Origin of the sequence: Duganella violaceipulchra, from assembly GCF_019166075.1 — a bacterium.
Lineage (GTDB): Bacteria > Pseudomonadota > Gammaproteobacteria > Burkholderiales > Burkholderiaceae_D > Rugamonas > Rugamonas violaceipulchra.
The window spans coordinates 138422-165380 of the sequence record NZ_JAHTGR010000001.1 but is presented as its reverse complement, the minus strand read 5'-3'; the positions used below and the strand labels follow the sequence as shown (position 1 = coordinate 165380).

The 26959-nt window shown below is 65.9% G+C and carries 24 protein-coding genes; 10 read left to right on the top strand and 14 right to left on the bottom strand.

All coding sequences use genetic code 11. From position 1 onward, the window contains the following. Positions 1 to 111: 111 nt before the first annotated feature. From KVP70_RS00665 to KVP70_RS00655, 3 genes are read left to right on the top strand one after another with little or no spacing between them, the layout of a single operon-like run. Positions 112 to 1143, top strand: coding sequence for an aromatic ring-hydroxylating dioxygenase subunit alpha (locus KVP70_RS00665; protein WP_217940100.1), 1032 nt, complete (start codon positions 112 to 114; stop codon positions 1141 to 1143). Beyond that, positions 1140 to 2102 carry a PDR/VanB family oxidoreductase gene (locus tag KVP70_RS00660; protein WP_217940099.1) on the top strand — a complete coding sequence of 321 codons (963 nt, stop codon included), beginning with the start codon at positions 1140 to 1142 and terminating at the stop codon, positions 2100 to 2102. Before KVP70_RS00665 ends, KVP70_RS00660 begins: the two co-directional genes overlap by 4 nt. Positions 2103 to 2113: 11 nt before the next feature. Further along, complete coding sequence (locus KVP70_RS00655) at positions 2114 to 3301, top strand: ABC transporter substrate-binding protein (RefSeq protein WP_217940098.1); 1188 nt, start codon at positions 2114 to 2116, stop codon at positions 3299 to 3301. An 8-nt stretch (positions 3302 to 3309) separates the two neighbouring features. Here the strand turns inward: KVP70_RS00655 and pcaCD are convergent, their stop codons facing one another. Genes pcaCD through pcaH form a run of 4 tightly spaced genes read right to left on the bottom strand, consistent with a single transcriptional unit; the run spans position 3310 to position 7218 of the window. After that, on the bottom strand, positions 3310 to 4572 hold the full coding sequence (gene pcaCD / locus KVP70_RS00650; protein WP_217940097.1) for a bifunctional 4-carboxymuconolactone decarboxylase/3-oxoadipate enol-lactonase PcaCD: 1263 nt from the start codon (positions 4570 to 4572) through the stop codon (positions 3310 to 3312). Beyond that, positions 4569 to 5972, bottom strand: a complete 1404-nt coding sequence (locus KVP70_RS00645) for a lyase family protein (RefSeq protein WP_217940096.1) — start codon at positions 5970 to 5972, stop codon at positions 4569 to 4571. The genes pcaCD and KVP70_RS00645 overlap by 4 nt, the downstream gene beginning before the upstream one ends. Before the next feature lie 18 nt (positions 5973 to 5990). Further along, entirely contained in the window at positions 5991 to 6512 is a 522-nt protein-coding gene (locus KVP70_RS00640; protein WP_217940095.1) for a peptidase associated/transthyretin-like domain-containing protein, read from the bottom strand. Between the two features lie 13 nt (positions 6513 to 6525). Then, positions 6526 to 7218: a protocatechuate 3,4-dioxygenase subunit beta gene (gene pcaH, locus KVP70_RS00635; protein WP_416053840.1), complete on the bottom strand. Its 693-nt coding sequence runs from the start codon at positions 7216 to 7218 to the stop codon at positions 6526 to 6528. Positions 7219 to 7362: 144 nt separating this feature from the next. Between pcaH and KVP70_RS00630 the strand changes: the two genes are divergently transcribed. Both KVP70_RS00630 and KVP70_RS00625 read left to right on the top strand, forming a co-directional pair. After that, positions 7363 to 8136, top strand: a complete 774-nt coding sequence (locus KVP70_RS00630; protein WP_217940093.1) for an IclR family transcriptional regulator domain-containing protein — start codon at positions 7363 to 7365, stop codon at positions 8134 to 8136. A gap of 91 nt (positions 8137 to 8227) precedes the next feature. Beyond that, the gene (locus tag KVP70_RS00625; RefSeq protein WP_217940092.1) at positions 8228 to 11116 is read left to right on the top strand and encodes a ligand-binding sensor domain-containing diguanylate cyclase; all 2889 of its coding nucleotides are present in this window, start codon (positions 8228 to 8230) and stop codon (positions 11114 to 11116) included. A 1-nt stretch (position 11117) separates the two neighbouring features. On the opposite strand, the gene KVP70_RS00620 is transcribed toward KVP70_RS00625, so the two are convergent. Beyond that, positions 11118 to 11999: a helix-turn-helix domain-containing protein gene (locus KVP70_RS00620; RefSeq protein ID WP_217940091.1), complete on the bottom strand. Its 882-nt coding sequence runs from the start codon at positions 11997 to 11999 to the stop codon at positions 11118 to 11120. A 125-nt stretch (positions 12000 to 12124) separates the two neighbouring features. Here KVP70_RS00620 and KVP70_RS00615 point away from each other — a divergent pair, with 125 nt between their 5' ends. From KVP70_RS00615 to KVP70_RS00595, 5 genes are all read left to right on the top strand, one after another. Further along, a complete protein-coding gene (locus KVP70_RS00615) occupies positions 12125 to 13291 on the top strand; it encodes a 4-hydroxybenzoate 3-monooxygenase (RefSeq protein ID WP_217940090.1) in 1167 nt (388 codons plus the stop codon). A gap of 94 nt (positions 13292 to 13385) precedes the next feature. After that, positions 13386 to 14357, top strand: coding sequence for a beta-propeller fold lactonase family protein (locus KVP70_RS00610; protein ID WP_217940089.1), 972 nt, complete (start codon positions 13386 to 13388; stop codon positions 14355 to 14357). Positions 14358 to 14368: 11 nt separating this feature from the next. Beyond that, entirely contained in the window at positions 14369 to 15031 is a 663-nt protein-coding gene (locus KVP70_RS00605; RefSeq protein WP_217940088.1) for a response regulator, read from the top strand. Then, a complete protein-coding gene (locus KVP70_RS00600) occupies positions 15028 to 16320 on the top strand; it encodes an ATP-binding protein (protein ID WP_217940087.1) in 1293 nt (430 codons plus the stop codon). The genes KVP70_RS00605 and KVP70_RS00600 overlap by 4 nt, the downstream gene beginning before the upstream one ends. Before the next feature lie 13 nt (positions 16321 to 16333). Further along, positions 16334 to 16780, top strand: a complete 447-nt coding sequence (locus KVP70_RS00595) for a hypothetical protein (protein ID WP_217940086.1) — start codon at positions 16334 to 16336, stop codon at positions 16778 to 16780. Here KVP70_RS00595 and KVP70_RS00590 read toward each other — a convergent pair. From KVP70_RS00590 to KVP70_RS00550, 9 genes are read right to left on the bottom strand one after another with little or no spacing between them, the layout of a single operon-like run. After that, complete coding sequence (locus KVP70_RS00590) at positions 16777 to 17886, bottom strand: acyl-CoA dehydrogenase family protein (RefSeq protein ID WP_217940085.1); 1110 nt, start codon at positions 17884 to 17886, stop codon at positions 16777 to 16779. The two genes, KVP70_RS00595 and KVP70_RS00590, sit on opposite strands and share 4 nt — an antisense overlap. 52 nt (positions 17887 to 17938) lie before the next feature. Further along, on the bottom strand, positions 17939 to 19171 hold the full coding sequence (locus tag KVP70_RS00585) for a glycoside hydrolase family protein (RefSeq protein ID WP_217940084.1): 1233 nt from the start codon (positions 19169 to 19171) through the stop codon (positions 17939 to 17941). Between the two features lie 10 nt (positions 19172 to 19181). After that, positions 19182 to 20549 carry an extracellular solute-binding protein gene (locus KVP70_RS00580; protein ID WP_217940083.1) on the bottom strand — a complete coding sequence of 456 codons (1368 nt, stop codon included), beginning with the start codon at positions 20547 to 20549 and terminating at the stop codon, positions 19182 to 19184. 2 nt (positions 20550 to 20551) lie between these two features. After that, a complete protein-coding gene (locus tag KVP70_RS00575; RefSeq protein WP_217940082.1) occupies positions 20552 to 21388 on the bottom strand; it encodes a carbohydrate ABC transporter permease in 837 nt (278 codons plus the stop codon). Continuing rightward, positions 21385 to 22302 (bottom strand): carbohydrate ABC transporter permease, encoded by a 918-nt coding sequence (locus KVP70_RS00570; protein ID WP_229224497.1) that lies wholly within the window; start codon positions 22300 to 22302, stop codon positions 21385 to 21387. The genes KVP70_RS00575 and KVP70_RS00570 overlap by 4 nt, the downstream gene beginning before the upstream one ends. Further along, positions 22299 to 23375 (bottom strand): ABC transporter ATP-binding protein, encoded by a 1077-nt coding sequence (locus KVP70_RS00565; RefSeq protein WP_262311690.1) that lies wholly within the window; start codon positions 23373 to 23375, stop codon positions 22299 to 22301. Before KVP70_RS00565 ends, KVP70_RS00570 begins: the two co-directional genes overlap by 4 nt. A 26-nt stretch (positions 23376 to 23401) precedes the next feature. Then, positions 23402 to 24499, bottom strand: coding sequence for a glycoside hydrolase 5 family protein (locus KVP70_RS00560; protein ID WP_217940081.1), 1098 nt, complete (start codon positions 24497 to 24499; stop codon positions 23402 to 23404). 46 nt (positions 24500 to 24545) lie between these two features. After that, positions 24546 to 25787, bottom strand: a complete 1242-nt coding sequence (locus KVP70_RS00555; protein ID WP_217940080.1) for a sialidase family protein — start codon at positions 25785 to 25787, stop codon at positions 24546 to 24548. Between the two features lie 31 nt (positions 25788 to 25818). Beyond that, a complete protein-coding gene (locus KVP70_RS00550; RefSeq protein WP_217940079.1) occupies positions 25819 to 26844 on the bottom strand; it encodes a galactose-1-epimerase in 1026 nt (341 codons plus the stop codon). Between the last annotated feature and the right edge of the window lie 115 nt (positions 26845 to 26959).

The window sequence follows — 26959 nt, the reverse complement described above, 5'->3', positions numbered from 1 at the left end:
GGTGCAACGTAAAAAGAATCTGGTCGGGGCGTTTACTTTGTGGATTTCCGGTCTATACTTTACAACATTCAGTACACTGAATATAAACTGAAAATGGAACAAGGAGACGAGATGTACCCAAAAAATACCTGGTATGTGGCCTGCACGCCGGATGAAATCGATGGCAAGCCGCTGGGGCGGCAGATCTGCGGCGAGAAGATCGTGTTCTATCGCGGCGCGGAGGGCAAGGTGGCGGCCGTGGAGGACTTTTGCCCGCACCGCGGCGCGCCGCTGTCGCTGGGCTTTGTCCGCGACGGCCAGCTGGTGTGCGGCTATCACGGCCTGGAGATGGGCTGCGACGGCAAGGTGGTCAGCATGCCGGGCCAGCGCGTGCGCGGCTTCCCTTGCATCCGCAGCTATCCGGTGGAGGAGCGCTACGGCTTTATCTGGGTCTGGACCGGCGAACGCGAACTGGCCGATCCGGCGCTGATCCATCATCTGGAATGGGCGGACAATCCCGCCTGGGCCTACGGCGGCGGCCTGTATCACATCAACTGCGAATACCGCCTGATGATCGACAACCTGATGGACCTGACGCATGAGACCTATGTGCACGCGTCGAGCATCGGCCAGAAGGAGATCGATGAGGCGCCGGTCAGCACCAAGGTCGAAGGTGAGGAGGTGATCACCAGCCGCTATATGGAGAACATCATGGCGCCGCCGTTCTGGCGTGCGGCCTTGCGCGGTAACGGCCTGGCCGACGACGTGCCGGTGGACCGCTGGCAGATCTGCCGCTTCACGGCGCCCAGCCATGTGATGATCGAGGTCGGCGTGGCGCATGCCGGCAAGGGAGGCTACGACGCCGCGCCTGAGCACAAGGCGTCGAGCATCGTGGTCGATTTCATCACGCCGGAAACCGAGACCTCGCACTGGTACTTCTGGGGCATGGCCCGCAATTTCAAGCCGGAAGACCGGGAGCTGACCGATACCATCCGCACCGGCCAGGGCAAGATCTTCGGCGAGGACCGGGAGATGCTGGAGCTACAGCAGGCCAACATCCTGCGCCATCCCGACCGCAAGCTGCTGATGCTGAATATCGACGCCGGCGGTGTGCAGTCGCGCCGCGTGCTGGACCAGTGGCTGGCGAAGGAGCAGGGCGCATGACCGGCTTGTTGCAAGTGCGGGTCGAACGCCGTCAAGTGGAAGCTGAGGATATCTGCTCCTATGAACTGGTCAGTGCCGACGGCGCGCCGCTGCCGCCCTTCACGGCGGGCGCGCACATCGACGTCCACGTTGGCGCTGGCCTGGTGCGGCAGTATTCGCTGTGCAATCCGCCACAGGAACGGCATCGCTACCTGATCGGCGTGCTGCGCGACCCGTCGTCACGCGGCGGCTCCAAGGCCATGCACGACGAAGTGCAGGCCGGCGCCACGCTGCAGATCAGCGCACCGAAAAATCATTTTCCGCTGGTCGAAGCCGAGTGCAGCCTGCTGCTGGCTGGCGGTATCGGCGTCACGCCCATCCTGGCGATGGCCGAAGCGTTGTCGGCTCGCGGCGCCGCGTTCGAGATGCACTACTGTGCGCGCTCGCCCGAACGCACCGCGTTCCGTCAGCGCATCACGGCCGCGCCGTTTGCGCCGCAGGTGCACTTTCACTACGACAGCGGTGACGCGGCGCAGAAGCTGGACTTGCCGGCGCTGCTGGCGCAACTGGACCGCAAGACTCACATCTACCTGTGCGGGCCGGCCGGATTCATCGCCCATGTCAAGGCCACGGCCAAGGCGCAGCTATGGCCGCAGGACCAGCTGCATCTCGAATACTTCGGCGCCGCCGCTGCGCCGGCCGCCGGCGGCGACCAGCCGTTCGAGGTGAAGCTGGCCTCCAGCGGCAAGGTCTACGCCATCCCCTCCGACAGCACCGTATTGCGTGTATTGGCTGAGGCCGGCGTGTTCATCCCCGCTTCCTGCGAGCAGGGCGTGTGCGGCACCTGCCTGACGCGCGTGCTGGACGGCGTGCCGGACCACCGTGACTTGTACCTGGACGAATCGGAACAAGCCGCCAACGACCAGTTCACCCCTTGTTGTTCACGTTCCAAAACCGGCACGCTGTTGCTGGACCTATAAAAGGAGACACCATGTCAGGACATATCAATCACCAACGCCGCCAGTTGTTGCTGGGCGCCGCCGCCCTGTCGGCCGGCGTACTGCCCAATGTCGCCACGGCCGCCGCCGAGCCGCTGAAAGTCGGTTTGATCGTGCCGATGTCAGGCCCGTTCGCTTCCACCGGCCGCCAGATCGAGGCGGCGGTCAAGCTGTTCATGCGGCAGAACGGCGCCAGCGTCGCCGGCCGCCAGATCGAGATCATCCTCAAGGACGATGGCGGCGTCGCCCCGGACGTGACCAAGCGGCTGGCGCAGGAACTGGTTTCGCGTGACAAGGTGCAGGTGCTGGCCGGCTTCGGCCTGACGCCGCTGGCCTTCGCCGCCGCGCCGGTTGCCACGCAGGCCAGGGTGCCGATGATCGTGATGGCCGCCGCTGCGTCGGCCGTGCCGCAACGATCCCCGTACATCGTGCGTACCGGCTTCACGCTGGCGCAGGTGACGGCGCCGATGGCGCAATGGGCGGTCAAGAACAAGATCAAGAGCGCGGTGACGCTGGTCAGCGACTACGGTCCGGGGCTGGATGCGGAAAAGGTATTCGTCAAAGGTTTGCTCGAAGGCGGCGGCAAGGTGGTCGACAGCCTGCGCGCACCCCTGCGCAACCCGGACTACGCGCCGTTCCTGGCGCGGGTGCGCGACCTGAAGCCGGATGCGCTGTTCGTGTTTGTGCCGTCGGGCGAGGGCGCCGCAGTGCTCAAGCAGTTCACTGAACGCGGGCTGGCCGCCGCCGGCATACGGCTGATCTGCACCGGCGATGTGCTGGACGACGACCTGATGGCCAGCATCGGCCCGGCCGCCGCTGGTGTGGTCAGCAGCCATCACTACTCGGCAGCGCATCCATCGGCCGAGAACAAGGCGTATGTGGAAGCCTTCGGCAAGGCCAACCCGGGCATGCGGCCCAACTTCCATTCGGTGGGCGCCTACGACGGCATGCACTTGCTGTATCAGGCGCTCAAGCAGACCCACGGCGACAGCGACAGCGACAAGCTGCTGGCGGCGATGAAGGGCATGGCGTGGACCAGCGTGCGCGGCCCGGTCAGCATCGATGCCGCCAGCCGCGATATCGTGCAGACCGTGTACATCCGCAAGGCCGAAGCCAGCGCCGGCTCCTTCTACAACATCGAGTTCGACCAGGCCGACAAGGTGCGCGACCCGGGCGTGTAGCGGCGGATCTACAAGCCGGCGATGAAGCTGGCGACGGCCGACGCGAACAGCGCCGGCTGTTCGACCGCGCCCAGGTGCGACGCGTTGGGCAGTACGACCAGCTCCGCACCTGGGATGGCTTCTTTTACGGTCTCGGACATGCTGACCGGCGTGCCCTGGTCCAGCTCACCGGCGAGGACCAGCGTCGGCACGGCGATGGCGCCGAGTCGTTCGGTGGTGTCGATCGTGCCGACCGCATTGCAGCAGCCCATATAGCCGGTGCTGTCTGTGCTGAGCAGGCGGCGACGGAAGCGAGCGACGGTGGCTGCATGGTCGGCGCGGAAGGCGTCGTGGAAGTAGCGTCCCATCACCGCGTCGGCAATCGCCGCGATGCCTTGTTCGCGCACGGTGACGATGCGCTGCTGCCACGCTTCGCGCGCCGCCTCGGGATAGCGGGAAGTGGTATTGCCCAGCACCAGGGCGCGCACCAGCGACGGATGGCGCAGCGCCAGCTCCTGGCCGACCATGCCGCCCATCGACAGGCCCACCCAAACCACTGGTCCGGTATCGAGTTCGCGCAGCAGGGCGGCAGCGTCGTCGGCCAGGTCGGCCGTGCTGTACAAGCCTTGCGGCGCGGCCGAGCCGCCATGGCCGCGGTGGTCATAGGCGATCACGCGGCAGTCCGCCGCCAGCTGGTTTGCCAGACTGTCCCACATCGTCAGGTCGCAGCCCAGGGCGTGGCTCAGCACCAGCGTGTGACGCGGAGCCTTGCAGTTGCGCGGCTCGCGCACCGTGTAGTGCAGCGCAGGCTGGCCGTTGCTGCGGCCCTCGCGGCCGATGCCGGGATGGCTCGCTGCGGCCGGCGCCATCGGCTCCAGCGTGTAGCCGATCTGCGGCCCGACCTCGCGCAGTATCGCCAGCGCATGCGCGAAAGCGGTGTTGGCGGCTGGGACGCCGGCGTAGATCGCCGACTGCATCAGCACTTCCTTCAGTTCGTCGGGTGACAGGCGGTTCGCGGCATCGCCTAGCAGCGCGGCGCGTGTGTGCAGTTCGAATTCTTCCCACCGGCCCAGCGCGATGGTGGTGGCGAGGACCATCGCCCGCCGGGTCTTTTGCTCCAGGCCGGGACGGCCCCAGATATCGTTCCACGCGAAGCGCGTGATCATGTTTTGGAACTCTGCGTTGAATCTGTTGGCATTGGCGAGGGATTTATCCACCCAGGTGTCGCCGAGGATGGCGCGGCGGTTGTTCAGTCCACGCTCGAAGTCGTGGTCGATGGGATCGAAGCTCATGTGGATGCCTTGTGATGGAATGGGGTGGAGTTCAGTGCGGCGATCTCCTTGCGCAGGGCCTGCAGCTGCCGCAACGCCAGGCGCTGGGCCGGGCCGGCGGCGGTGGCCGGATCGAAGATCGATGCCAGTGCGGCCTGGTTTACCTGTGCGCGCAGATGTTTGTCTGCCTGCACCGCTTCGGACAGCACCTCGGCCAGATTGCGTCCTCCGGCCAGCGCCTCGGCGCTCATTTCTTCCAGCAGACTGTGGGCTGCCGGACGGCCGATGGCGGCAGCCAGCCAGGCCGACGCCGCCTCCGCAAACACCAGTCCCTGCAAGGCGTCGATATTGCGCAGCATGCGCGCGGCATCAACGTGCAGGCCGGCGAAGGCGTCGTTCAGCGCCTGCAACGCGCCGTGCGCGCTGAGGAACAGGCCTGGCCATTCGGCGAGTTCGGCCTGCCAGTTACCCAGGCCGCGTTCATGCTGTTGTCCCATGCTGGCCAGCAGCGCTGCGGCGTGCTGCGGCGTGCGCGTTGCGGCGGCCAGCGCGATCATGGCCGAAACTGGATTGCGTTTATGGGGCATGGCGGAAGAACCGCCACGGCCATTGCCGGATGGCTCGGCCAGTTCGGCGATCTCGCCTTGCGCCATCAGGCTGATGTCGGTGGCGATCTTGCCCATGCTGCCGGTTAGTACCGCCACCTCCAATCCAAGCCGCACCCACTCGTCGCGCTGCGTGTGCCAGGCCGCATCCGCCAGCTTCAGGCCCAGACCGGCCGCCACCAGCGCCGCCACGGCTGCGCCTTGTTCGCCCATCACGGCCAGGGTGCCGACCGCACCACCCAGCTGCAGCTGCAGCGCGCGCGCGGCGCACTCGCGCAGACGCGCACGCGCCCGCACCAGCGGCGCCAGCCAGCCGGCGATCTTGAAACCGAAACTGCTTACCTGCGCCGGCTGCATCAGCGTGCGCGCCAGCACCGGCGTTGCCGCATGCTGGTCCGCCAAGACCAGCAGGCGCCCGGTCAGGTCGTGCAGGCCGTCGTCCAGCAGTTGCAGCGCGTCGCGCGTGGCCAGCACCATGGCGGTGTCGATCACGTCCTGGCTGGTGCTGCCCCAATGGACGCGCGCGGCCGCCTCGGCGTCGTACAGCGCCACGGTGCGCGTCAGTTCACGCACCAGCGGGATGGCCAGGCTGCCGGCGCGCCGGCCGGCGCTGACGATGGCCGGGATGTCGTACAGCTGCGCGTTGCAGACGCCGGCGATGGCGCGCGCCGACTCGGGCGGCAGCATGCCTTGCCGGGATTGGGCTTCCGCCAAGGCTTGCTCGAAACGCAGCATGGCCTGGACGATCGCGGCGTCATCGAAGACGGCGATCATGTCCGGCGTGGTGAGAAAACTGTCGAAGATGGATACGCTCAAGAGAACTCCGCTGGCAGGTCAGGCATAGTCGAAGAACACGGTCTCTTTATCGGACTGCATCCAGATGTCCCAATAATAGACCCCCGGCGCCGTCTTGCGGGCGATCAGCGTTGGGCGGCGCGCGGCCGGCACCTGCTGCAGTATCGCCGACGTGGCCAGGCCGGCATCGTCTTCAAGGAACACGGCGGTGAACTGGTGCTTGACCAGGCCGCGCGCGAACACGGTGATGAAAGTGGCCGGCGTGCCGTTGGCCGGCGGCGCGCACTGCGACAAGCGCAGGCTGAATTCTCCCTGCTCGCCACTGGGCACGCGGCGGAAGCCGGGCAGCGCCTGCGCCGCTTCCGCGCCGGCGGCTTCCGGTTGCCAGGCTTCGATCTGGGCGTCGTTGATCGGCGTGCCGTCGCCGTCGTAGATGATGCCGCTGATGGTGATGGTGGCGGCGCTGGTTTCCAGCTGGCCGGCGGCGCTGGCGTCGACCGCCCACTGCCAGGCTGCATGCGAGAACGGTCCGATGGTCTGTGAGGTGGTGATGTGGCTCATGCGGATAGCTCCTTTAAATGCCCATGGGCGTGGCGTCGCGGCCGCGCAGCACGATATCGAATTCATAGCCCAGCATCTTGTCGCTGTCGGTGTGTTCCAGGCTGTAGCGGGAAATCAGGCGCTGGCGCGCGGCCAGGTCCGGGATGCTCTGGAAAATCGGATCGTAGTCGAACAGCGGATCGCTGGGGAAGTACATCTGCGTGACCAGGCGCTGCGCATACACGTTGCCGAACAAGGAGAAGTGGATGTGTGCCGGGCGCCAGGCTTTCTCGTGATTGCCCCACGGGTAGGGGCCGGGCTTGATGGTGACGAAGCGGTAGCGGCCGTCGTCGTCGGTCATCATCTTGCCGATGCCATAGAAATTCGGGTCGAGCGGCGCGTCGTGCTGGTCCTTCTTGTGCCAGTAGCGGCCGGCCGAATTGCACTGCCAGACTTCCAGCAGCGAATTGCGTACCGGTTTGCCGCCCTCGTCGACCACGCGGCCGGTGACGACGATCTTCTCGCCCAGCGGTGCGCCGTGGCCGTGCGCCGTCAGGTCCATATCGTTCGGCAGCAGGATGCGTGGTGACGCGATCACATTGTCCTGCACCGGCTGGTCTGCGTGGATGCGCAGCAGCGGCCGGGTGGGGCCGCGCTTGAGCGTGGACTTGTAGGGCGGATAGATCAGTTCCGGGTAGACGCCGGACGGGATGACATCGAAGTTCAAGGCTGGTCTCCTGATGGTTGTTGTCGTTTGAATGGAGACCATGGTAGGGAAGGCGGCCGCGCGTCACAATACGTGCCAGGCGGGTGATCTCCGCTATCCGCACATTTTGTGCGATACTCGCACAAATCACTCAATTTCTTCCTTATGACAGCCGAAGACGACGTGCCGGCCCAGCGCGACCTGGTGGCCGGCCTTGAAAAAGGCCTGCTGGTGATCGCCGCCTTCGACCAGGAACGCAGCCGCCTGAGCATCGCCGAAGTCGCCGAGCGCACCGGCCTGACACGGGCGGCGGCGCGCCGCTACCTGATCACGCTCACGCATCTGGGCTATATGCGGCATGAGAACAAGCTGTTCGCGCTGACGCCGATGGTGCTGCGGCTCGGCCAGTCCTACCTGCATTCGGCGCGCCTGCCGCGCATTGTGCAGCCGCTGTTGTACCGGCTGGCCTACGCGTTGGGCGAGGCGGCGTCGGTCGGCGTGCTCGATCACGATCAGCTGGTGTGCGTGGCGGCGGTCAGCGCCGGGCAGTTGGTGTCGGTGACGCTGCAGCCGGGGACCCGCGTGCCGGCCTACTGCACCGCCAACGGCCGCGTGCTGCTGGCGTACCTGCCGCAGCCGCAGATCGACGCCTTCCTCGAACGCGCGCAGCCGGAGCGGATCACCGAGCACACCATCGTCGGCAAGGAGCGCCTGGCACTGGAGATCGCCCGCGCCCGCGCGCAAGGCTACGCGCTGGTGGACCAGGAGCTGGAACTGGGCTTGCGCACCATCGCCGTGCCGCTGAAAAATTTCCGGGGCGAGGTGGTGGCGGCGATGAACATCAGCGTGCATGCGGGCCGCATGCCGCGCGAGCAGATGGTGGAGCGCTGCCTGCCGGCGCTGATCAAGATGCAGGTGGAATTGAACGCGCTGTTGTAAAGCGGTGCATGCGCAGTTGCGTCGTCATTGCAAATCGGCAATACTGTTTAGGATAGATTCATCGACCGACCACACCTATGCCGAAATGATATTGAACCAATGGACGCGCCTCGCCTTGGGCAGGACGCTGGTCTGCCTGCTGTGTCTCGGCACGGCGCGCGCGCAGCAACTGCCGCTGCGGTACTTCGGGCAGCAGGATGGCCTGGGTAATCTGAGCGTCACCGCGCTGGCCCAGGACAGCACCGGCTACCTTTGGGTGGGCACCGAGAATGGCCTGTTCCGCTACAACGGCGCCCGCTTCGAGCGCTTCGGGCGAGAGCAGGGATTGCTGCAAACCGGGATCACGGCCCTGCTGGTGCAAGGCGAGCGGCTATGGGTGGGGACCAATGAAGGCCTGTACCGGCGGGACGGCGCGCGCCTGGTGCCGCTGCAGTATCAGGGCAAGCACCTGTCGATCTGGCCCGGCCAGATGTTCGCCATCGCGCATGACGGCGCGCTGCTGTTCGTCAGCGCCCGGCATCTGTACCGGCTGACGGACAAGCAGGGCGACACTGTCATCGAACCCTATTTCTCAGAGCAGCAGATCGAGCGCCAGCCCATGTTGGGGGATATTGCCAGCGTCAGCGCGGACGCCAAGGGCGTCTGGCTGGGATGCGGCACATCGCTATGCCGCAGTGCCGCCGCCGGCGTCACGGTATGGGACGGCGCGTCCGGTGTGCCGGCCAGCGTCTGGTGGAACATCCTGCAGGCCGCCGACGGCACGCTGTGGAGCAGGGGCGAACATGCCGTCATCGCGCTGGCGCCTGGCGCGCCCCGGTTCGCCGACCGTGCGCCGCCGGGTGACGTGATGCACAAGATGTCCCAGATGTCGGCGCTGCACAGCGACGCCGCGCAGGCTGTGCTCACCAGTACCGATGCCGGCCTGGCGCGCTGGCGCGACGGCCGCTGGGAGCTGTTCGGCCCACGCAATGGCCTGCAAAGCGCGGGCGGGGTCGATGTCACGCTGGCCGATCGCGACGGCGGCCTGTGGATAGGCACGCGCGGCCGGGGCCTGGCCCAGTGGCGCGGCTACGGCCAATGGGAAAACTGGAGCTCCGTCCAGGGCTTGCAGGACGACGTCATCCTGTCGTTCGCGCGCGACGGCCAGGGGCGCGTGCATGTCGGCACCCGTTCCGGGCCGGCGTTGATGGAGCAGGGTGCGCTGCGCCCGATCGCCGCGCATGCCGATCACCAGTGGGCCGATCAGGCGGTGGATCGTGGCGGCCGGGTTTGGTCTGGAACTTATCCCGGTCTGCTGTACCGTCATGATGCCTCGGCCGGGACCGAGGTGCTGGTGGCGACGCTGCCGCCGATCCTGCACCTGCGCACGGACCGCGATGGCGTGCTGTGGATCGGCACGAACAACGGCGTGTATATGCTGGAGCACCCCGAACTGGGCGGCCAGCCCAAACTGGCGCCAGGCTTGGCCGCCGTGGGCGATCTGTCCGACGAGGCCGTCGCCGACAGCTGCCAGAACGCCAAGGGTGAACAGTGGTTTGTCAGCGAACATCTGTTGCTGCGTTATGACCGGCAGCGGTGGGAGCGCTACAAGCTGCTGGAGGCGAACGGCACCGACGCTTTCTGGTCGATCGGCTGCGCGCCCGATGGCAGGCTCTGGATAGGTAGCTCCGGGAGCGGCGTATGGCAGGCCTGGTTGGGCAAGCGCGGGTTGGAGCGGCAGCCGGCGGCGCGCTTGAAGGGCCTGGCCGCCATGGCCCTGCACGTCGATCGCCGCGGCTGGCTGTGGGTAGGCACCGACGCCGGCATCGTGGTGCGCAACGGCGAGCAGTTGCGCCGGCTGGACCAGGAGGATGGCCTGGTCTGGAACGACGTGAACGGACGCGGGTTTTATGAGGACGCCGACGGTTCCATGTGGGTTGCCACCAGCAACGGCGTATCGCACATCCTGCACCCGGAGCGCCTGTTTCCGCTGCCGGCCGTGGACGCCGTGCTGGAAAAAGTCATGCGCGACGGCCAGCATATCGGCTTGCAAGATGGGGCGTCCTTGCCGTGGACCGACAAGGCGTTGAATTTCAGCCTGGCCAGCCTGACGTATCAGCACCGTGGCGGGTTGCGCTTCCGCTACCGGCTGGAAGGACTGGAACAGGGATGGTCGCTGTCGGCGACGCCCGATATCCGCTATGCCTCGCTGGCGCCGGGCAGCTACCGCCTGCAGTTCGGGGTGACGGACGTGGACACGGGAACGACGCCCGCCTTGCGCGAGATCGGCTTCACGGTCACCCCGCCATGGTGGCGGACTACGACGTTCTATCTGCTGTGCATCTTGGCTTTGACGGGTGCCATCGTCACTTTCCACCGCTATCGCATACGGGCGCTGACTCGCAGGAATGCGCGCATGGAGAAGCTGGTGCGGGAACTGGTGCGGGAACGCACGCAGGAGCTGGAACAGTCGCAGGACGCGCTGCGGTTGCAGGCCACGCAGGACGGCCTGACCAAGGCATGGAACCGCGCCGCGATGATGGAATACCTGGAGGAGGCGGTGCTGCGCGGCAGCCAGTTGCGGCGGCCTTTCCTGGTGGTCCTGCTGGACCTGGACCACTTCAAGCGCGTTAACGATACCTACGGCCACCTGGCCGGCGACAGCGTGCTGCGCGAAGTGGTGGCGCGTCTCGGCGGCGCCGTGCGTTCCAGCGACCTGGTGGGGCGCTACGGCGGCGAGGAGTTCCTGCTGCTTTTGCCGGAGCTGGACCAGGCGCGCGGCGTGGCGCAGCTTGAGCGCCTGCGGCGCGTGATCGAAGCGGCGCCGGTGCCGCTGGACGACGGCCAGGCCATCGATGTCACGGCCAGCTTCGGCGTGGCGGAATTCGATCCGGCCAAGCCGCTGGCGCCGTTGGAGCTGATCGGGCGCGCCGACGCGGCCTTGTACCGCGCCAAGGCTCTGGGCCGCAACCGCGTCGTCTTCGACGGCGGCGGGGCCTGAGTCAGCCGCCGCGGAAGGCCTTGGGTGTCAGGCCCATGCGCTTCTTGAACAGGCGGCTGAAGTAGGCCGGGTCCTGGAATCCCAGCTCGTAGGCGATGCTGGCGATGCTGGCCGGCAGATAGGTCAACTTGCGGCAGGCTTCCAGCATCAGCCGGTCCTGGGTGATGTCGAACGCCGATTTGCCGGACAACTTGAGGCACAACCGATTGAGCCGTGTCGGCGTGGCCCTTAGCGCTTCGGCATACTGGCCGACCTGCCACTGCTCCTTGTAGCGCCGCTCCACCTCCGCGCGAAAGCGGCTGAACAATTCAAAATCGCTGCGGCCCGACTGGTCGGCCAGGCGGCGTTCCGCATGCAGGCGCACCAGCAGCAGCAAGGCGCTGCGCGCCAGCCACTCCAACATCAGATTGTGACCGTACTGCGGCCAGGCCGCCTCCGTCAACAGGTTTTGCAGCAGCGATTCCAGGCGCGCATGCAGCTCCGGCTGGCCCGAGAGGTCGATCGCCAAGGGCTCCACAAACAGCGAGGAATACAGGTCGCCGTGGCCCGCGTACATCACGTTCTGGTCCACCGTCAGCACATAGCCGTGCGCCTCCGCCGAGAAGTCGAAGCCGTGCACCACCGACGGATGAAGCGTGATGGCGGTCGGCGCGCTGCATTCCCAGACGGCGTCGTCGACGCTGGCGCGGACCTCGCCGCCGTAGAGGAAAAGTACCTGAAACAGTCCGCTGTGCGTGTGTTTTTCGATATGCCAGTGGTGTACCCGGCTACGGGTTTCGATCAGCTCGATGTGCACGAATTCGGCATTGTCACCCCTTGTTTGCTCGCCGTACAGGCCAAATTGCGGGACGTCGGGCAGTGCGGGTTTAGCGTGGCGTGGCATGGAGGCGGGTTCGGATGAAAAGGATGGAGTGTCGAAATAGTACAAGTTTTAGGAAGTTTCATCCATTTTTTTTGCGGCGGGCCGGCGCTACGATGGCTGCACACTAACACCATAACGGAGACACCATGCGTACCCAGGTAGCCATCATCGGCGCCGGCCCAGCGGGCCTGCTGCTATCCCATCTGCTGCATCTGAACGGCATCGAATCGATCGTGCTGGAATCGCGCACCCAGGCCGAGATCGAAGCGACCATCCGGGCCGGCGTGCTGGAACAAGGCACCATGGACATACTCAACAACGCCGGCGTCGGCGCCCGCATGCAGGCCGAAGGCGCGCTGCACCACGGCATAGAGCTGGCATTCGGCGGCCGGCGCCACCGGATCGACCTGACCGAATTGACGGGCAAGGCCATCACCGTCTACCCGCAGCATGAAGTGATCAAGGACCTGGTGGCGGCGCGGCTGGCGGCGCAGGGGCAGTTGCTGTTCGAAGTCAACGGCGTCGAGTTGCATGGCGTCGACACCGCCGCGCCATCGGTGAACTTCATCCATCGCGGCGAGGCGGCGCGCATCGAGGCGGATTTCGTCATCGGTTGCGATGGCTATCACGGCGTGGCGCGGCCGGCGATGCCGGGACAAGGACGGCAGGACTTCAAGCGCGATTACGGGTTCGGGTGGTTTGGCGTGCTGGTGGAATCGGCGCCATCGTCGGACGAACTGATTTATGCGCGCCACGAGCGCGGCTTCGCGCTGGTCAGCACGCGCACGCCGACCGTGCAGCGGTTGTACTTCCAGTGCGATCCGGCCGACCACGTCGACAACTGGTCGGATGACCGCATCTGGGCCGAGCTGCACGCGCGCCTGGAGAACAACGAAGGCTGGCGCGTCAACGAAGGCCACATCTTTCAGAAAAATATCATCGGCATGCGCAGCTTCGTATCGACGCCGATGCAGTCGGGCCGCCTGTTCCTGGCTGGCGACGCTGCGCACATCGTGCCACCCACCGGCGCCAAGGGCATGAACCTGGCCGTGTCGGACGTGGCGTTGCTGGCGCAGGGGCTGGAGCAGTTCTACCGCCAGGGCAGCGAGGAGCGGTTGCAAGGCTACACGGCGGCGGCGTTGAAGCGCGTCTGGCGCGCCGAATACTTCTCGTGGTGGATGACCAGCCTGTTGCACACTTTCGCCGACGCCACGCCGTTCCAGCGCGAGGTGCAGCGCGCCGAACTGGAATGCGTGGTCAGCTCACGGGCGATGGCGACGGCGCTGGCGGAAAACTACGTCGGCGCATTCTGAGGGGCCACGCCATTCGTGCGAAAATGCCGGGGTTAATAGTCGCTTAATAAAGGCTGCAATACACTGCGACTCTCACTCACTTCGGCAAAATGCAATGAAAACAACGATATCGAGCATGCTGCTGTCACTTGGCCTGCTGCTGGCCGCAACCCTGCCTTCCGCCCATGCGGCCGATTACAGCGTACGGCAGACCTGGACGCTGGACCAGGCAGGCCGCTGGGACTATCTTGAAGTCGATCCTGTGCGCCATCGCCTGTTCATGACGCGTGGCGATCGCGTGCAGGTGCTCGATCTGCCGTCGGGCAAAGTGGCCGGCCAGATCAGCGGCCTGCAAAGCGCGCACGGCGTGGCGTTTGCGCAAAAGCTCAACCTGGGCTTTGCTAGCAGCGGCGGCGGCAACAGCATCGTCGTGTTCGACCTGGCGACGCTGCAAACCCGCCAGGAAGTGAAGGTGTCGGGCGCCAATCCCGACGCCATCCTGTTCGATGAGGGCAGCGGCAAGCTTTACGCCTTCAACGGCAAAACCAACAACATCTCAGTGTTCGACGCTGCGACGATGACATTGAAGGCGACCATTGCCGTCGGCGGCAAGCCGGAATTCGCGGTCACCGACGGCAAGCGTATCTACGTCAACATCGAGGACAAGGGCGAGGTCGCGGTGATCGACATCGCCGGCGACCGCCAGGTTGCGCGCTGGCCGTTGATCGGATGCGAGGAACCAACCGGCCTGGCGCTCGATGCCGCACACCAGCGCCTGTTCTCGGCCTGCCAGAACGGCGTGTTGGCAATCACCGACGCCAGCAACGGCAAGGCGGTGGCGCGCGCCGCCATCGGCCAGCATTCCGATGCGGTGGTGTTCGACGCCGCCAGCGCCACCGTGTTTTCTTCCAATGGCGACGGCACGCTCAGCGTCATCCACCAGGACAACGCCGACCATTACGCCAAGGCGGTGACGCTGCACACCGAAAAAGGCGCGCGCACCATGGCCATGGACCATGAAAGCGGCACGCTGTATCTACCGACCGTGGTGGACAAACACTACACGGTTGTCGTGGCCACTCCCTGAGCTGACTGACCATGCGCCTGCTATTGGTGGAAGACGATCCGATGATCGGCGAGAGCATGCTCGAAGCGCTGCGCGGCGAACGCTATGCGGTCGACTGGGTGCGTGACGGCGTGGCTGCCGAGTTGTCGATGCGTCAGGATATCTACGACTTGCTGGTGCTGGACCTGGGCCTGCCGCGGCGGCAGGGGATGGATGTGCTGAAGCGCCTGCGGGCGCAGGGCGGCCAGACGCCGGTGTTGATTGTCACCGCGCGCGATGCCACGGCGTCGCGCGTGGAAGGCCTGGATGCCGGCGCCGACGACTATCTGGTCAAACCCTTCGACCTGGACGAACTGCTGGCCCGCATCCGCGCCGTGTTGCGCCGGCGCGGCGGCCATCTTCATTCCCTGGTCACGCATGGCGCGCTCAGTGTCAACCTGGCCGCGCACGAGACCACGTTCAACGGCGCGGCGCTGCACCTGTCCTCGCGCGAGTTCGCCCTATTGCGCGCCTTGCTCGATGTGCCGGGTAGCGTGGTTTCCAAGGCCCAGCTGGAGGAAAAAATTTACGGCTGGGGCGAGGAAATCGAGAGCAATACCATCGACGTCTACATCCACCATCTGCGCAAGAAGCTGGGCAGCGAATTTATCAAAAACGTACGCGGCGTCGGCTATAAGCTGGCCAGCGTCGCATGACGTCGATCCGCGCACGCCTGCTGGCGGGGCTGATGTTTGGCACGCTCTGTTTCACCCTGGTCGCTGGCCTGATGGTCTACCAGCGCGCCGATCACGAGGCCGACGAACAATCCGACCTGCGCCTGCGCCAAGTGGCGTGGGCCTTGCCGCCGCATCTGGGCGACGGTGTGCAACTGCCCGGCGACGATGACCAGGACGATGCGGTAATGGTCCAGGTATGGGACCGCACCGGCAGGCCGGCGTATATGTCGGAACCGGCGCAGGCCTTGCCACGGCAGTCGTTGTCGGGCTACCGCACCATCTCCTATCAAGGGGAGCGCTGGCGCGTGTACAGCGAATCGCGCTCGGATTACTTTATGCAGATCGCCCAGCCGTTCAAGGTGCGGCAGCGCATCGCGGCCAAGATGGCGCTGCGCATCGTGCCGCCCTTGTTGCTGCTGTTGCCGGCGCTGGCGGCGCTGATCTGGATCGTAGTGGGAATGGCGCTGCGGCCGTTGGAGCAGGTGGCGCAGGCGGTGCATGGCCGCTCGCCCGGCGTGTTGCAGCCGCTGGAGACTGGCGGCATGCCGCCCGAACTGCTGCCCATCGTGGTCGCGTTAAACGGCTTGCTGGAAAAGATAGACAGTGCGATGGCGGCCCAACGCAGCTTCATCGCCGACGCGGCGCATGAACTGCGCTCGCCGCTGACCGCGCTCAAATTGCAGTTGCAACTGGCCGAACGAGCTGATAGCGATGAGCAGCGCAACGTTGCCTTCCAACGATTGCACGAGCGGTTGGACCGCTCGACCCATCTGGTGCACCAGCTGTTGACATTGGCGCGCCACGAGCAGCATCAGGCTTTGCCAACGCTGGTGCCGACCGATGTCCTGGCGCTGGCCCGGCAGGTGGTCGCCGATCACAGCATCCTCGCGGAGAATCGCGGGATAGACCTGGGCGTGGCGGGTAGTGGCGATCCGCTGTTGGTGCCGGTTCATCCCGAAGGCTTGTCGGTCATGCTCAGCAATCTGGTCGACAATGCGGTGCGCTACACGCAGCGGGGCGGACAAGTGGACGTGAGCGCGGGCGTGGAACGCGGCAGGGCATATCTGCGGGTGGCCGATAACGGTCCCGGCGTGCCGGAGGCGGAGCGCGGGCGCCTGTTCGACCGCTTCTATCGCCCGGATGGAAATGCCGTATGGGGCTGCGGGCTGGGCTTGTCCATCGTCAGGAACGTGGTCGATGGCCACGGCGCCGAGATTGAGTTGACTAGCAATGGCGGCGCAGGTTTGGTGGTAAGTGTTTATTTTTGATGAGGATAGAGAAATGCCGACGATACGACAACTGCACCGTTACCTTGGTGTGTTCTTCACACCGGCCATAGTGTTTTTCGCTTTTTCTGGCGCGCTGCAGACCTTCAATCTGCATAAGGGGGCGCACCGCGGCGATCCGCCGACCTATCCGTGGATCGCGGCAATGGCGTCGCTGCATCAGGATCAGGAGCTGTACGAAGCGCCTGCGCCGAAGCCGCAGGCCAGCAAGGCGGCGAACGCCGCTCCGGCTGAAAACGCCAAACCGAAATCGGAAGCCAAGCAAGAGGAAGAGCATTCCAGCATGCCGCTGAAGCTGTTCGTGGTGGCCTTGGCGATAGGCCTGTGCGCATCCTCGCTGGCAGGACTGTACATCGCGTTCAGCAATCCGCGGGTGCGTCTCCCGGTTGGACTGACGCTGGCCGCGGGCATGCTGCTACCGGCTATTTTGCTGCTGGTTTAGGGCAGCAACAGCGAATGCTGGCTGGCGGTGTGGAAGTCGCGCCAGACGCGGTTGATGGCGCTGTCTTCGTGAGCGGCGTACAGGCCGCAATAGGGATACAGTTCATCGACCGCCGCGCGCGACGCGGCCACCAGCGCCAGTGAGCTGGCCTGCAGCGCCTCCATGTCGTCGGCCGTCAGCGGCGTGCAGTTTTCCACCAGCGCCCAGCTGCGATCGAGCACGTCGTAGAAGTGCCCGCGCGCGTTGGCGTGGGCCAGCTCCTTGTCGCATAGTAGTGCGGCGACTTCGGGGACCTCCAGCAGTGGCATGTTCTTGAGGGCGTGACGGCGGCGGCCGATGCAAGGCCGCGCCAACTGCATGAAATGGCTCGCCATGCCGGCCACATTGGCCGCTAGCGTGACGAAGGCCAGCGAATAAAACGGAAAACGATACAGCGGACCATCTGCCGTGGCGGAGGCTGGGCTGATCGTGAAGCCGTGCTCCTTGCTCACCCATACGCCGTCGATGCGGTAGCTGTGCGAGGCGCTGGCGCGCATGCCGATGCTGGCCCAGGACGGCACGATCTGTACCAGTTCCGCCGGCACCAGGAAAGCGCGGATGCGCGGCGCGCCTTGCTCGTCCAGCAGCGGCTGGCCGTCCTCGCGCAGGATAGCGTTCAAGGTGAAGTGGGTGGCGATGGGCGCGCCGCTGGCGTAATCCCAGCGGCCGGTGATGCGGAACCCTGCGGCTTCCCCATCGCCATCCAGGTCGGCGTAGCCGGTCGGCGCGCCGCTGCCACCCAGGCAAACACGCTTGCCGCCGATGATGTCGCGCGCCAGGGCCGGCGGCAGGAAGCCGGCGAACCATCCCGCGCCCGCGCACAGCGTGAGCACCCAGCCCATGCTGCCGTCGACGGCGGCAACCGCTTCCTCCAGCCGCACAGCTTGCGGCAAAGGCAGCTCGGCGCCACCGCTGGCGCGCGGCGCCAGCATCCTGAGCCAGCCGCGCCGGTGTAGCAAGGCTTGCTGGATCGGGTGCAGGAAACGGGCGGTATCGGCCATGGCCGCATAGCGTTCGATGCGGCGGGCGTCGCGCGCGAGGAGGGGGGGAGCGGAAGTTTGGGGCATGCTGGGCTTCTGGAGAGGTCGATTCCCAGCATTTTCGCATTAATACAGCTTGTCATCGCGGAGATATGGCTGCGCTGCCGAAGCGCGTGCGACAGGTCGGGTCTTCCGCACCGTCGCTTTGCAGCATCGCCAGGCGTTTGCCGTCTACCGATGGAAGTAACGGGCTTGAGTAGTTCTGGCAGCCGTTGCTCAGCAAAACTGGCCGCTGCAATGCGACGGGCGTTGGCACCGCAGTCCAAGTTCCACGCACATCCGGATCGGAATTGACGAACATGGTCTTGCCGTTGCCGTCGGCATCCGGCTGGCCGTCCCTGCCCACCAGGATTTGGCCGAGGGCGACAACCATGCCCTGTGGCCGGCCGTCCACAGGCATCCAGGTGAGCGACGGCGCGTGGCGGAAAAACTGACCAGCGACTGTTTGCGGCCGGTCGCCAGGATCGTTCGGGTCGCCCCAGTCCAAGCCATCGGGCGAGCGCTTGATGTGCAGCGAGCAGTCCAACGGGCCGAGGTAGCAATTCTCGTAGGTCATCAGGTAGCCGCCGTTCGGCAACCGGCGCACGACCGCCATGCCGGGGCGGGCATTGGGATCGTCGCCGGCGACGATGATCTTCGGCGCGCTCCAATGGACGGCGTCGCGGCTGGTGATCTGCACCAGCACCTGCGAGTGGCCGGCCAGCGTCTCGTCCGAGTAGTAGCACACCAGCTCACCGCTTTGGGCGATGGCGAATTCCGGCTCCCAGATTCCCGACGTCTGCTGGTTCTTTGGAATCCGCGCGGTGCCGCACGCGGACAGGTAGCGCCAGTGCGCGCCCCCGTCGCCGCTCTGGTAGATGCGGTTTTCCATGGCGACGCCGTAGCGCGATTCGCCGACCGACGCGGAATACAGCAGGGTGCCCGCCGGCAGGGCGCCTATCCGCACCGGCAACTCATACAGCGTGCCGCAGCAACGGCCCTTGGGACCTTTGGCAAATTCGGCATCGACGATCGCACTGATGCGCTTAAAACTGCCGCCCTGGTCATCGCTGGCGTAGAAGGCGGCGGCCGGCTGGCCGTTCTCGGTCGCCGTCACGCTGGCCAGAAGGCGACCGTTCAGGGCGGCGTCGCCGTGGCGCGTCTGACGCAACAGGCGCGGGTAGCTGGAATAGACATCCTCCAGCAGCGTTCCGTGTGGCGGGGCGGTTGGTGTGGCAACGCAAGCCGTCAATACAACCAAGGCAACGGGCAGCACGAATCGCAGCGCGGCCGCCAGCGCGCCGGCTCGGCGGCGTATGGTGAATGCAGTCATCTGAAAGTCCTTATGGTGTAGGGGCCGCGCCGCCTTTGAATTGAGCGTCTCGCTCCAACATGCGGTTGATGTTGGTCTCGGCGTGGGACATCGCCTGGTCGATGTCCGCACCGTAGGCGATTGCCGCCGTCATGGCGTCGCCCAGCGTTTTGGAGACGATGGCCTGTCGCGCCACTTCGATCGGCAGCGCCACGCCGTCGCGCGAGATGGTGGCGATCTCGCTGCGCAGCGGCAGCTGCCGGAACGTCGCCGAGTCGATCACCGAGCGGCGCGTCGGCAGCTGGCCGGTGCGTGCCCACACGCCGCCTTCGTCATACAGGAACTTGAGGAAGGTAATCACCGCGTGGCGGCTGCGGGCATCGCTGGTGCCCCCTTTCAGCAGCACCATGATGTGGTTATCCGCCCACACCGCGTTGTTGCCGTAGAGCCGGGGAAACGGCACGGCCGTGTAGCCGCCGGTGGTGGCGCCACCGGGGCGTGCGGCCTGGCGCAGCATGTCGCCGATGATCCAGGTGCCGTTGACCATGACCGCGCCTTCGCCCGCCGCAAAGTTCTGCAAGGCCGCGCCGTAGTCGTTGCCGCGCGTGGTCAGGCCTTCTTCGTACATGGTTTTCAGCAGTTGGACCGCGGAACGCACGGCGGTGCTGTGCAGGTCGATGTGGAAGTCGTCCTTCGGGAACAGCGTGCCGCCTTGCTGGCGTATCAGCGACAGCATGGTGCGCGGGAAGAACGACGGGTCGTTGTCGGTCATCCAGATGAAGTATGGTTTGCCGGTGGCGGCCTTGAGCCGGCGTGCCTGCTCCAATAGCTGCTGCGGCGATTGCGGCAGCACCGGTTTGCCGTCCTTGGTCAGCAGTCCGGCGCGGCGCATCAGGTTCAGGTTCAGGTGCCACAGCCAGGAATGCGTGTCGAACGGCAGGGCGTAGTGATGGCCGTCCACCGTCACCGCCGTTTCCGCCTGCGGCGTGAAGTCGGCGACGGCGATGCCAGCCCCTCGGAACTCGTCGTCCAGCGGCGCGACCAGCCCGCGCTTGACGAAGTCGTTCAGCGCGGAGCTGTGCAGGATGGCGACCGCCGGCACGTCCCGCCCGACAATGCGCGCACCCAGTTGGCTATAGTACGAGCCATGCTCCACCACTTGCGTGCGCACGACGATCTGTTCGCGGTTGGTGGCATTGAACTTGTTGACCAGCGCCGTGATGATGCCGCATTCACCGGTGGCGTTGGCGGGATCGGTGGATTTGCCATAGTCGGCCTCGCAGGAGCCGAAGAAGCGCGCGAACGAGATTTCGACCGGAGCCACAGCGGGCGCCGGCGTCGCCGCCTGCGCGGCCGCCATCAGCAGCGCCAGCGCCGCTGCTAAAGAGATGAGTCTCATGCTTAACGTACCTTGGTGCCGGCAACCGCGGCGACGATATATTGTTGGAAGAATGCGTACAGCAGCAGCACCGGCACGGCGGCGAACACCGCTTGCGCCATCAGGAAGCCCAGGCCTTCGGACTGCGCGAAGTTGGTCTGCGTCGAGGCCAGGCCGAGCGTCAGCGTGTACTGGGCCGACTGCGTCGCCGAGATCAACGGCCACAAATAGTCGTTCCACGCGCTGAGGAAGGTGACGATGCCCAGTGTGGCCTGCACCGGCAGCGACAACGGCAGGATCACGCGGGTGAACACGGTCCAGCGCGAGGCGTTGTCCAGCAAGGCCGCTTCCTCAAGATCGCGCGGAATGGCCTTGAAGTACTGCGTCATCAGGAACACGCCGAACGGCGCCGCCAGTCCTGGCAGGATCAGGCCCGTGTGGCTGTTGTGCAGGCCCCAGTCGGCGAACATGCGGTGCAGCGGGATCACCACGGCGGTCTGCGGCACCGCCAGCCCGGCCAGCACCAGGCGGTAGATCCAGGTCTTGCCGGGGAACTCGGTGCGGGCGAAGCCATAGCCGGCCAGCGACGACAGCACCAGCACCAGCACCGTCTGGCCGAACGCCACCACGCAGGAATTGGCGATCCAGCGGAACACCAGCGAGGTGCCCAGGATGTCGCTGTAGTTCTTCAGCGTGTACGGCGGTGCGAACAGGATGTCGGTGCGCTGCGCCAGCAGTTCGTTCGGTTTGAACGACAGCGCCAATACCCAGATCAGCGGCGCCACCCAGGCGATGGCGGCCAGTATCGTGGCGCCAAGGATCAAGCGGTTGCCCCAGCGGTTATTCAGGGTCGGATTCATGCGAGGGCCTTTCTTTCGCGGCGTTCCAGCCAGCCTTGCAGCGACATCCCGGCCAGCATCAGCAGGAACAGCGCCTGCGCGCCGGCGGCCGCATAGCCAAGCTGCCATTGTTCGAACATGGCTTCGAAGATGAACATCACCAGCGAGCGGGTGCTGTTGTTGGGACCACCCTGCGTCAGCAGCTGGACCTGGCCGAACACCTGCATCTGGGCGATCATCTGCGTCACCGCCACCAGGATCACGCTGTGGCGGATGGCCGGCAGCGTGATGTGGCGGAAGCTGCGCCAGCGGCTGGTGTTGTCCAGCGCCGCCGCCTCGTAGACGTCGTGCGGGATCTGCTGCAGCGATGCGAGGAACAGCATCATCGGCATGCCGATGCCCCACCAGACCGTGGCCAGCGCCACCGCCGGCAGTGCCAGCCATTCGTTCTGCAGCGGCGCCACCGAGGCCAGGCCGGCGCCATGCAGCACGTTGGCCAGCATGCCGCGGTCCGGCATCAGCACCAGGCGCCAGATCAGCGTAACGATGGTGACCGACAGCACGCCGGCGCCGAAGAACACGCCGCGCAGTATCGCCGTGGTGCGGCCGGGCCGGTTCAGCGCCAACGCCAGCGCCAGGCCGGTGATGACCATGGCCGGCGTGCACAGGGCCGCGAACAGCAGGGTGTTGCGCAGCGAGCGGATAAACATCTCGTCGCGCAGCAGGTCGATAAAGTTCAGGACCCCGGCCATGCGGCCCAGATTGGAGAGCAGGTCGATCGCGTGCAGGCTGAGCCAGATGCCGCTCAACAGCGGCCAGACCAGCAGCGCCAGGTAGCACAGCACGAACGGCGCGACGAACAGCAGCCCGCTCCAGTTGGTGGCGCCCGAGCGGCGCAGCGGCTTGGCGAGGGAAGATAAGTGGTCGCGCATCATGATGGATGATGGGCCTTGCCGGCCGCGTCGAAGAGGTGGGCGCGCTGCAGGTCCATGTGCAGGCTGATGGTGGCGCCGATGGCGGGCTCGCGCCGGCGCGGCGCGTCGGCCACCACCAGCACGCCGTCCGGCAGCATCACGTGCAGCAGGGTGCGATCGCCAAGACGCTCGATCACTTCGACCACGCCGCGCAGTGGACCTTCGTCGGCCGGTGTCAGCGCGTCGGGACGCAGTCCCAGCTCCAGCGGCTCGTTGGATTCGAACGCGGGAACGCTGGTGTGCAGCACGGCGCCGTTGGCCAGCACCACCGCGCAGCGGCCGTTCTGGTCGGGTGCGCGCCGCACCGGCAGGAAGTTCATCGCCGGGCTGCCGACGAAGCCGGCCACGAAGCGTGTGGCGGGACGGTCGTACAGCTCCATCGGCGCCGCGAACTGCTCGATGCGGCCCTGGTTCATCACCGCGATGCGGTTGGCCAGCGTCATCGCCTCGACCTGGTCGTGGGTGACGAACAGCATCGTGGCCTTGAGGCGTTTGTGCAGCCGCGCCAGTTCCAGGCGGGTGCGGGTGCGCAGCGCCGCGTCCAGGTTGGACAAGGGTTCGTCGAACAGGAAGGCCTGCGGCTCCTTGACCACCGCGCGGCCGATGGCCACCCGCTGGCGCTGTCCGCCGGAGAGCTGGCCGGGCTTGCGTTCCAGCAGGGCGCCCAGCTCCAGCATCTGCGCGGCGCCCGCCACGCGGCGCTCGATCTCCGCTTCATCCATGCGGATGTTGCGCAGGCCGAAGGCCATGTTGTCGCGCACCGTCATATGCGGGTAGAGCGCGTACTGCTGGAACACCATGGCGATGCCGCGCTGGCCCGGCGCCAGCTCCGTGACGTCGCGCCCGCCGATGGCGATGCGGCCGCCGGACACCGGCTCCAGTCCCGCCAGCATGCGCAGCAGCGTGGACTTGCCGCAGCCGGAAGGGCCGAGCAGGGCGATGAACTCGCCCGCCTCGATGGTCAGGTTGAAGCTCGGGATCACGGTGTTCTGGCCATAGCGTTTGCTGACATCGCGCCACTCGATGCCGCCTATCTTGTCGGCCACCTCATGTTCCATCTTCATGACGCCTTGACGTGCTGGCGCAGCAGCTCGGCCTCGTGTTCGCGGTATGGCTTGCCGTCGGTGTGCAAGACGTCGTGGAACCAGACCGACGGCGGGTTGAACGTGTAGGGGTTCTTCCACGAGTCCCACGGCATGTTGGTCTGGCTCTTGCCGCAGACGAAGCCCCAGTTGATCAGGCCCACGTTCTCGACGCGGGCGATGACCAGGTCCGCGTCGAAGGTCGAGCCCATGCCGCGCGCCATGTATTCGGTGCAAACCAGCGGGCGCTCATAAGCCTGCAGTTGCTGGATGCGGGCCAGGAATTTCTCCGGCCAGCTGTAGTCGTGGAAGGTGAGGATGTCCGACAGCGCGAGCTGCGCCTGCTGCACCGCGTTGAGCGTGGCCGATTCCGGAGTCCAGTCCTCGCCTATCCACACGCCGCTGGTCAGCGGCTGGCTAGGCGAGCACGCCTGCGCCCAGCCGAACACCTGCGGCAGCAATTGCGCCACCAGGGCGATCTTGTCCTTTGCTTCGAACTGCAGGTAGTAGCCCATGCCGCCGCCTTGGTTATCCGGTTCGTTCCACAAATCCCAGCACCATACGCGGTCGTCGCCGCCGTAGCTGGTGACGATGTCCTCGACGTAGGCGCGCAGCGCCGGGTAGCTGGACTGGTCGGCCAGCTGCTTCGCGCCGGGACTTTGCACCCAGCCGGAGTTGTGGATGCCGGGCATAGGCGCGCGCTGGGTGCCCAGCGCTGGACGCGGGTCCCAGCATGAATCGAATAATACCAGCATGGTGCGGATGCCATGACGGGCGGCGATCGCCAGGTAGCTGTCGATGCGCTGCTTGAAGCCTTCGGCATCCTGCGCCCACAGCAAGTCGTGCAGGAATACGCGCATGGTGTTCATGCCCAGCGCGGCGGCCCAGCCCAGTTCGAGGTCGATGCGTTCGGCGTCGAAGGTCTCGGCCTGCCACATCTCCAGCTGGTTGATGGCGCTGGCCGGTATGAAGTTGGCGCCCAGGATGCGCGGCTGCGCGGCAAACCAGGCTTGCGCGCGCTGCGCGCTCCACGTCGGTGCTTGCGGAACGGTGGGCGTGGCGATTGCGTTAGTCATCTTGAATCTTTCTTGGTCAGGGTGGGTTTGTTGGTTGCTGCGCCGCTTACGGCGTCAATGCGGCGCTGCCGAAACGCGTGCGGCAGGTATTGTTCTCGCCGCCGTCGGTTTGCAGCATGGCCAGCGTCTTGCCGTCCGCCGAAGGCAGCAGGGGGCTGGAATAGTTCTGGCACCAGTTGGTCACCAGCGGCGCTGCGGGCAGCGCCAGCGGGGCCGGCACCACTTTCCATGGACCGCTGCCGTCGGCGCTCGTATTGGTGAACATGACCTTGCCGTTGCCGCTGGCGTCCGGAATGCCGTTCTTGTCGACCAGGATCTGGCCGATGGCGACCAGCATGCCGTTGGCTTGGCCGGCGACCGGCGTCCAGGTGAAGGTCGGCGCGTGGCGGAAGAACTGGCCGCTGGCGGTTTCGAGGCGGAAGCCGGGATCGTTCGGCGCGCCCCAATTCAGGCCGTCGGCGGAGCGCTTGGCGCGCAGCGCGCAGTCGAGCGGGCCGCCGTAGCAGTTCTCGAAGGTCAGCAGGTAGGCGCCGGAAGGCAGCTGGCGCACGATGGGCATGCCGGGTCGGGCGTTGAAATCGTCGCCGGCGACGATGGTCTGCGGCGCGCTCCAGGTCACGCCATCGCGGCTGGTGACTTCGGCCAGGATCTGCGAATGGCCGGCCAGGGTCTCGTCCGAGTAGTAGCACACCAGCTCACCGCTCTTGGCGATGCCGAACTCCGGTTCCCAGATGCCCGACGGGTCCTTGTGATTCTTCGCTATGCGGCCTTTGCCGCACAGAGAAAGGTAGTTCCAGCTGGCGCCACCGTCGGCGCTTTGATATATACGGTTTTCCATCGCGGCGCCGTCCTGGTCCGCGCCCCAGGACGTGGCATAGAGCAGGGTCCCGGCCGGCATCGCACCGATTTTCACCGGCAGTTCATACAAGGTGCCGCAGCATTGGCCCTGCTTGAAGCCCGGATCGGCGATGGCGCCGACACGGCTGAAGCTCTTGCCGTCGTCGCTGCTGGCATAGATGGCGCCGATCGGCTGGCCGTTCTCGGTGGACGACATGCTGGCCACCAGCCGGCCGTTGAGCGCCGCGTTCTGGTGGTGGTTCTGGCGTATCAGGCGCGGGTAGGCGCCGAAGACGTCGGCCAGCAAGGTGCCGCGTGGCGCGCCTGATGTCGGCGGCGGTGGCGTGGCGATGGGCGGCGTGGCGGCTATGCTGCCGGACCCGCCGCAGGCGCTCAGAGCGAGGCCCGCGCAAAGCAGGGTTGCGGCCAGTTTGCCGGTGTGGGTTGTCATGCTTGTCTCCTTTGGTTTGACCGGTCTGTTCTCAGGCGTTTGCCTGGAATGCCAGTTCTATAAAGTGGTGCATTGATGTCCCTGGCCGCAGTATGCACGAGGGCTGCGGCCATTCTGGCCGGTTGGGACTGTCCGGCAAAAACTCCGGTTCCAATGCAAAACCGGCGTAGGAGGGGTAGGGCCTGCCATCGCGGTCCTGCAATGTATGCAAGTGGCGGCCGTCGTAAAACTGGATCGCCGGAAGGCTGGTGCTGATCGTCATCGCCAGCTTGCGGTCCGACGATTGCAGGCGCGCGGCCGGCAAGGCGCCGCCGGCACAGGCGCGCGACAACAGCCAGGCATGGTCGTAGCCTGTCGCGCCGGCGGCGGCGACCGCATCGAGGCCGCCGCGGATGCTGCGGGCGGCGCGGAAGTCGTAGCCTGTCCGCTCAACCGGCAGCAGCGCGTCCAACGGGATCAGCGCAGCGTCGACCGGTAGGTAGGATGGCGCCTGCAATTGCAGCAAGTGCTCGCGGGCGTCGCCGTGGTCGGCGTCGAGATTGAAATAGGCATGGTTGCTCAGGCTGACGGGGCAGGGCACGCTGCTGCGGGCGCGCAAGTCGATGCGCAACACGCCGTGCGCGCTGAAGGTGTAGCTCACGCTGGCCTGCACTTCGCCGGGAAAGCCCTGATCGCCGTCGGGTGAGCACAGCGTCAGCTGCACACGGTTGGCCGCGGTCTGGTCGAGATTCCAGCGGCGGCGATGGAAACCGTCCGCGCCGCCGTGCAGCTGGTTGCCGTTCTCATTGGCCTGCAATGGGTGGCGTTGGCCATCCAGTTCGAAGGCGGCGCCGGCGATGCGGTTGGCGTAGCGGCCGACGATGGCGCCGGCGTAGCCACGCGCCGGGTCGTTGTTCAGCGCGGCGGGGTGGCCCAACACGGTCTCGCGGCTGCCGCCGTCGGCCATCGGCACGCGGCACGACAGCAAGGTGGCGCCGATGTCCATCACGGTCGCGAAGTGGCCGGCGCCACTGTCGAGCGTCAGATAGGTTGGCGGTGCGGTTTGGTCTGGCATCATGGGTAGGATTGCGGTAGTCTCAAAGTCACGAAGTTTCTTGTTGGATTAATTATCGCAACAATTCTTGTTACTGACAACAAAATTGGTGAGAAATTTTGCCATGCTGGCATTTTCA

Bases quoted from the DNA above. Each gene is read 5' to 3' on its own strand.
- KVP70_RS00665 (WP_217940100.1), top strand. From the start codon at position 112: ATGTACCCAAAAAATACCTGGTATGTGGCCTGCACGCCGGATGAAATC.
- KVP70_RS00660 (WP_217940099.1), top strand. From the start codon at position 1,140: ATGACCGGCTTGTTGCAAGTGCGGGTCGAACGCCGTCAAGTGGAAGCT.
- KVP70_RS00655 (WP_217940098.1), top strand. From the start codon at position 2,114: ATGTCAGGACATATCAATCACCAACGCCGCCAGTTGTTGCTGGGCGCC.
- pcaCD (WP_217940097.1), bottom strand. From the start codon at position 4,572: ATGAGCTTCGATCCCATCGACCACGACTTCGAGCGTGGACTGAACAAC.
- KVP70_RS00640 (WP_217940095.1), bottom strand. From the start codon at position 6,512: ATGAGCCACATCACCACCTCACAGACCATCGGACCGTTCTCGCATGCA.
- KVP70_RS00630 (WP_217940093.1), top strand. From the start codon at position 7,363: ATGACAGCCGAAGACGACGTGCCGGCCCAGCGCGACCTGGTGGCCGGC.
- KVP70_RS00620 (WP_217940091.1), bottom strand. From the start codon at position 11,999: ATGCCACGCCACGCTAAACCCGCACTGCCCGACGTCCCGCAATTTGGC.
- KVP70_RS00615 (WP_217940090.1), top strand. From the start codon at position 12,125: ATGCGTACCCAGGTAGCCATCATCGGCGCCGGCCCAGCGGGCCTGCTG.
- KVP70_RS00610 (WP_217940089.1), top strand. From the start codon at position 13,386: ATGAAAACAACGATATCGAGCATGCTGCTGTCACTTGGCCTGCTGCTG.
- KVP70_RS00605 (WP_217940088.1), top strand. From the start codon at position 14,369: ATGCGCCTGCTATTGGTGGAAGACGATCCGATGATCGGCGAGAGCATG.
- KVP70_RS00600 (WP_217940087.1), top strand. From the start codon at position 15,028: ATGACGTCGATCCGCGCACGCCTGCTGGCGGGGCTGATGTTTGGCACG.
- KVP70_RS00595 (WP_217940086.1), top strand. From the start codon at position 16,334: ATGCCGACGATACGACAACTGCACCGTTACCTTGGTGTGTTCTTCACA.
- KVP70_RS00590 (WP_217940085.1), bottom strand. From the start codon at position 17,886: ATGCCCCAAACTTCCGCTCCCCCCCTCCTCGCGCGCGACGCCCGCCGC.
- KVP70_RS00585 (WP_217940084.1), bottom strand. From the start codon at position 19,171: ATGACTGCATTCACCATACGCCGCCGAGCCGGCGCGCTGGCGGCCGCG.
- KVP70_RS00580 (WP_217940083.1), bottom strand. From the start codon at position 20,549: ATGAGACTCATCTCTTTAGCAGCGGCGCTGGCGCTGCTGATGGCGGCC.
- KVP70_RS00575 (WP_217940082.1), bottom strand. From the start codon at position 21,388: ATGAATCCGACCCTGAATAACCGCTGGGGCAACCGCTTGATCCTTGGC.
- KVP70_RS00570 (WP_229224497.1), bottom strand. From the start codon at position 22,302: ATGATGCGCGACCACTTATCTTCCCTCGCCAAGCCGCTGCGCCGCTCG.
- KVP70_RS00560 (WP_217940081.1), bottom strand. From the start codon at position 24,499: ATGACTAACGCAATCGCCACGCCCACCGTTCCGCAAGCACCGACGTGG.
- KVP70_RS00555 (WP_217940080.1), bottom strand. From the start codon at position 25,787: ATGACAACCCACACCGGCAAACTGGCCGCAACCCTGCTTTGCGCGGGC.
- KVP70_RS00550 (WP_217940079.1), bottom strand. From the start codon at position 26,844: ATGATGCCAGACCAAACCGCACCGCCAACCTATCTGACGCTCGACAGT.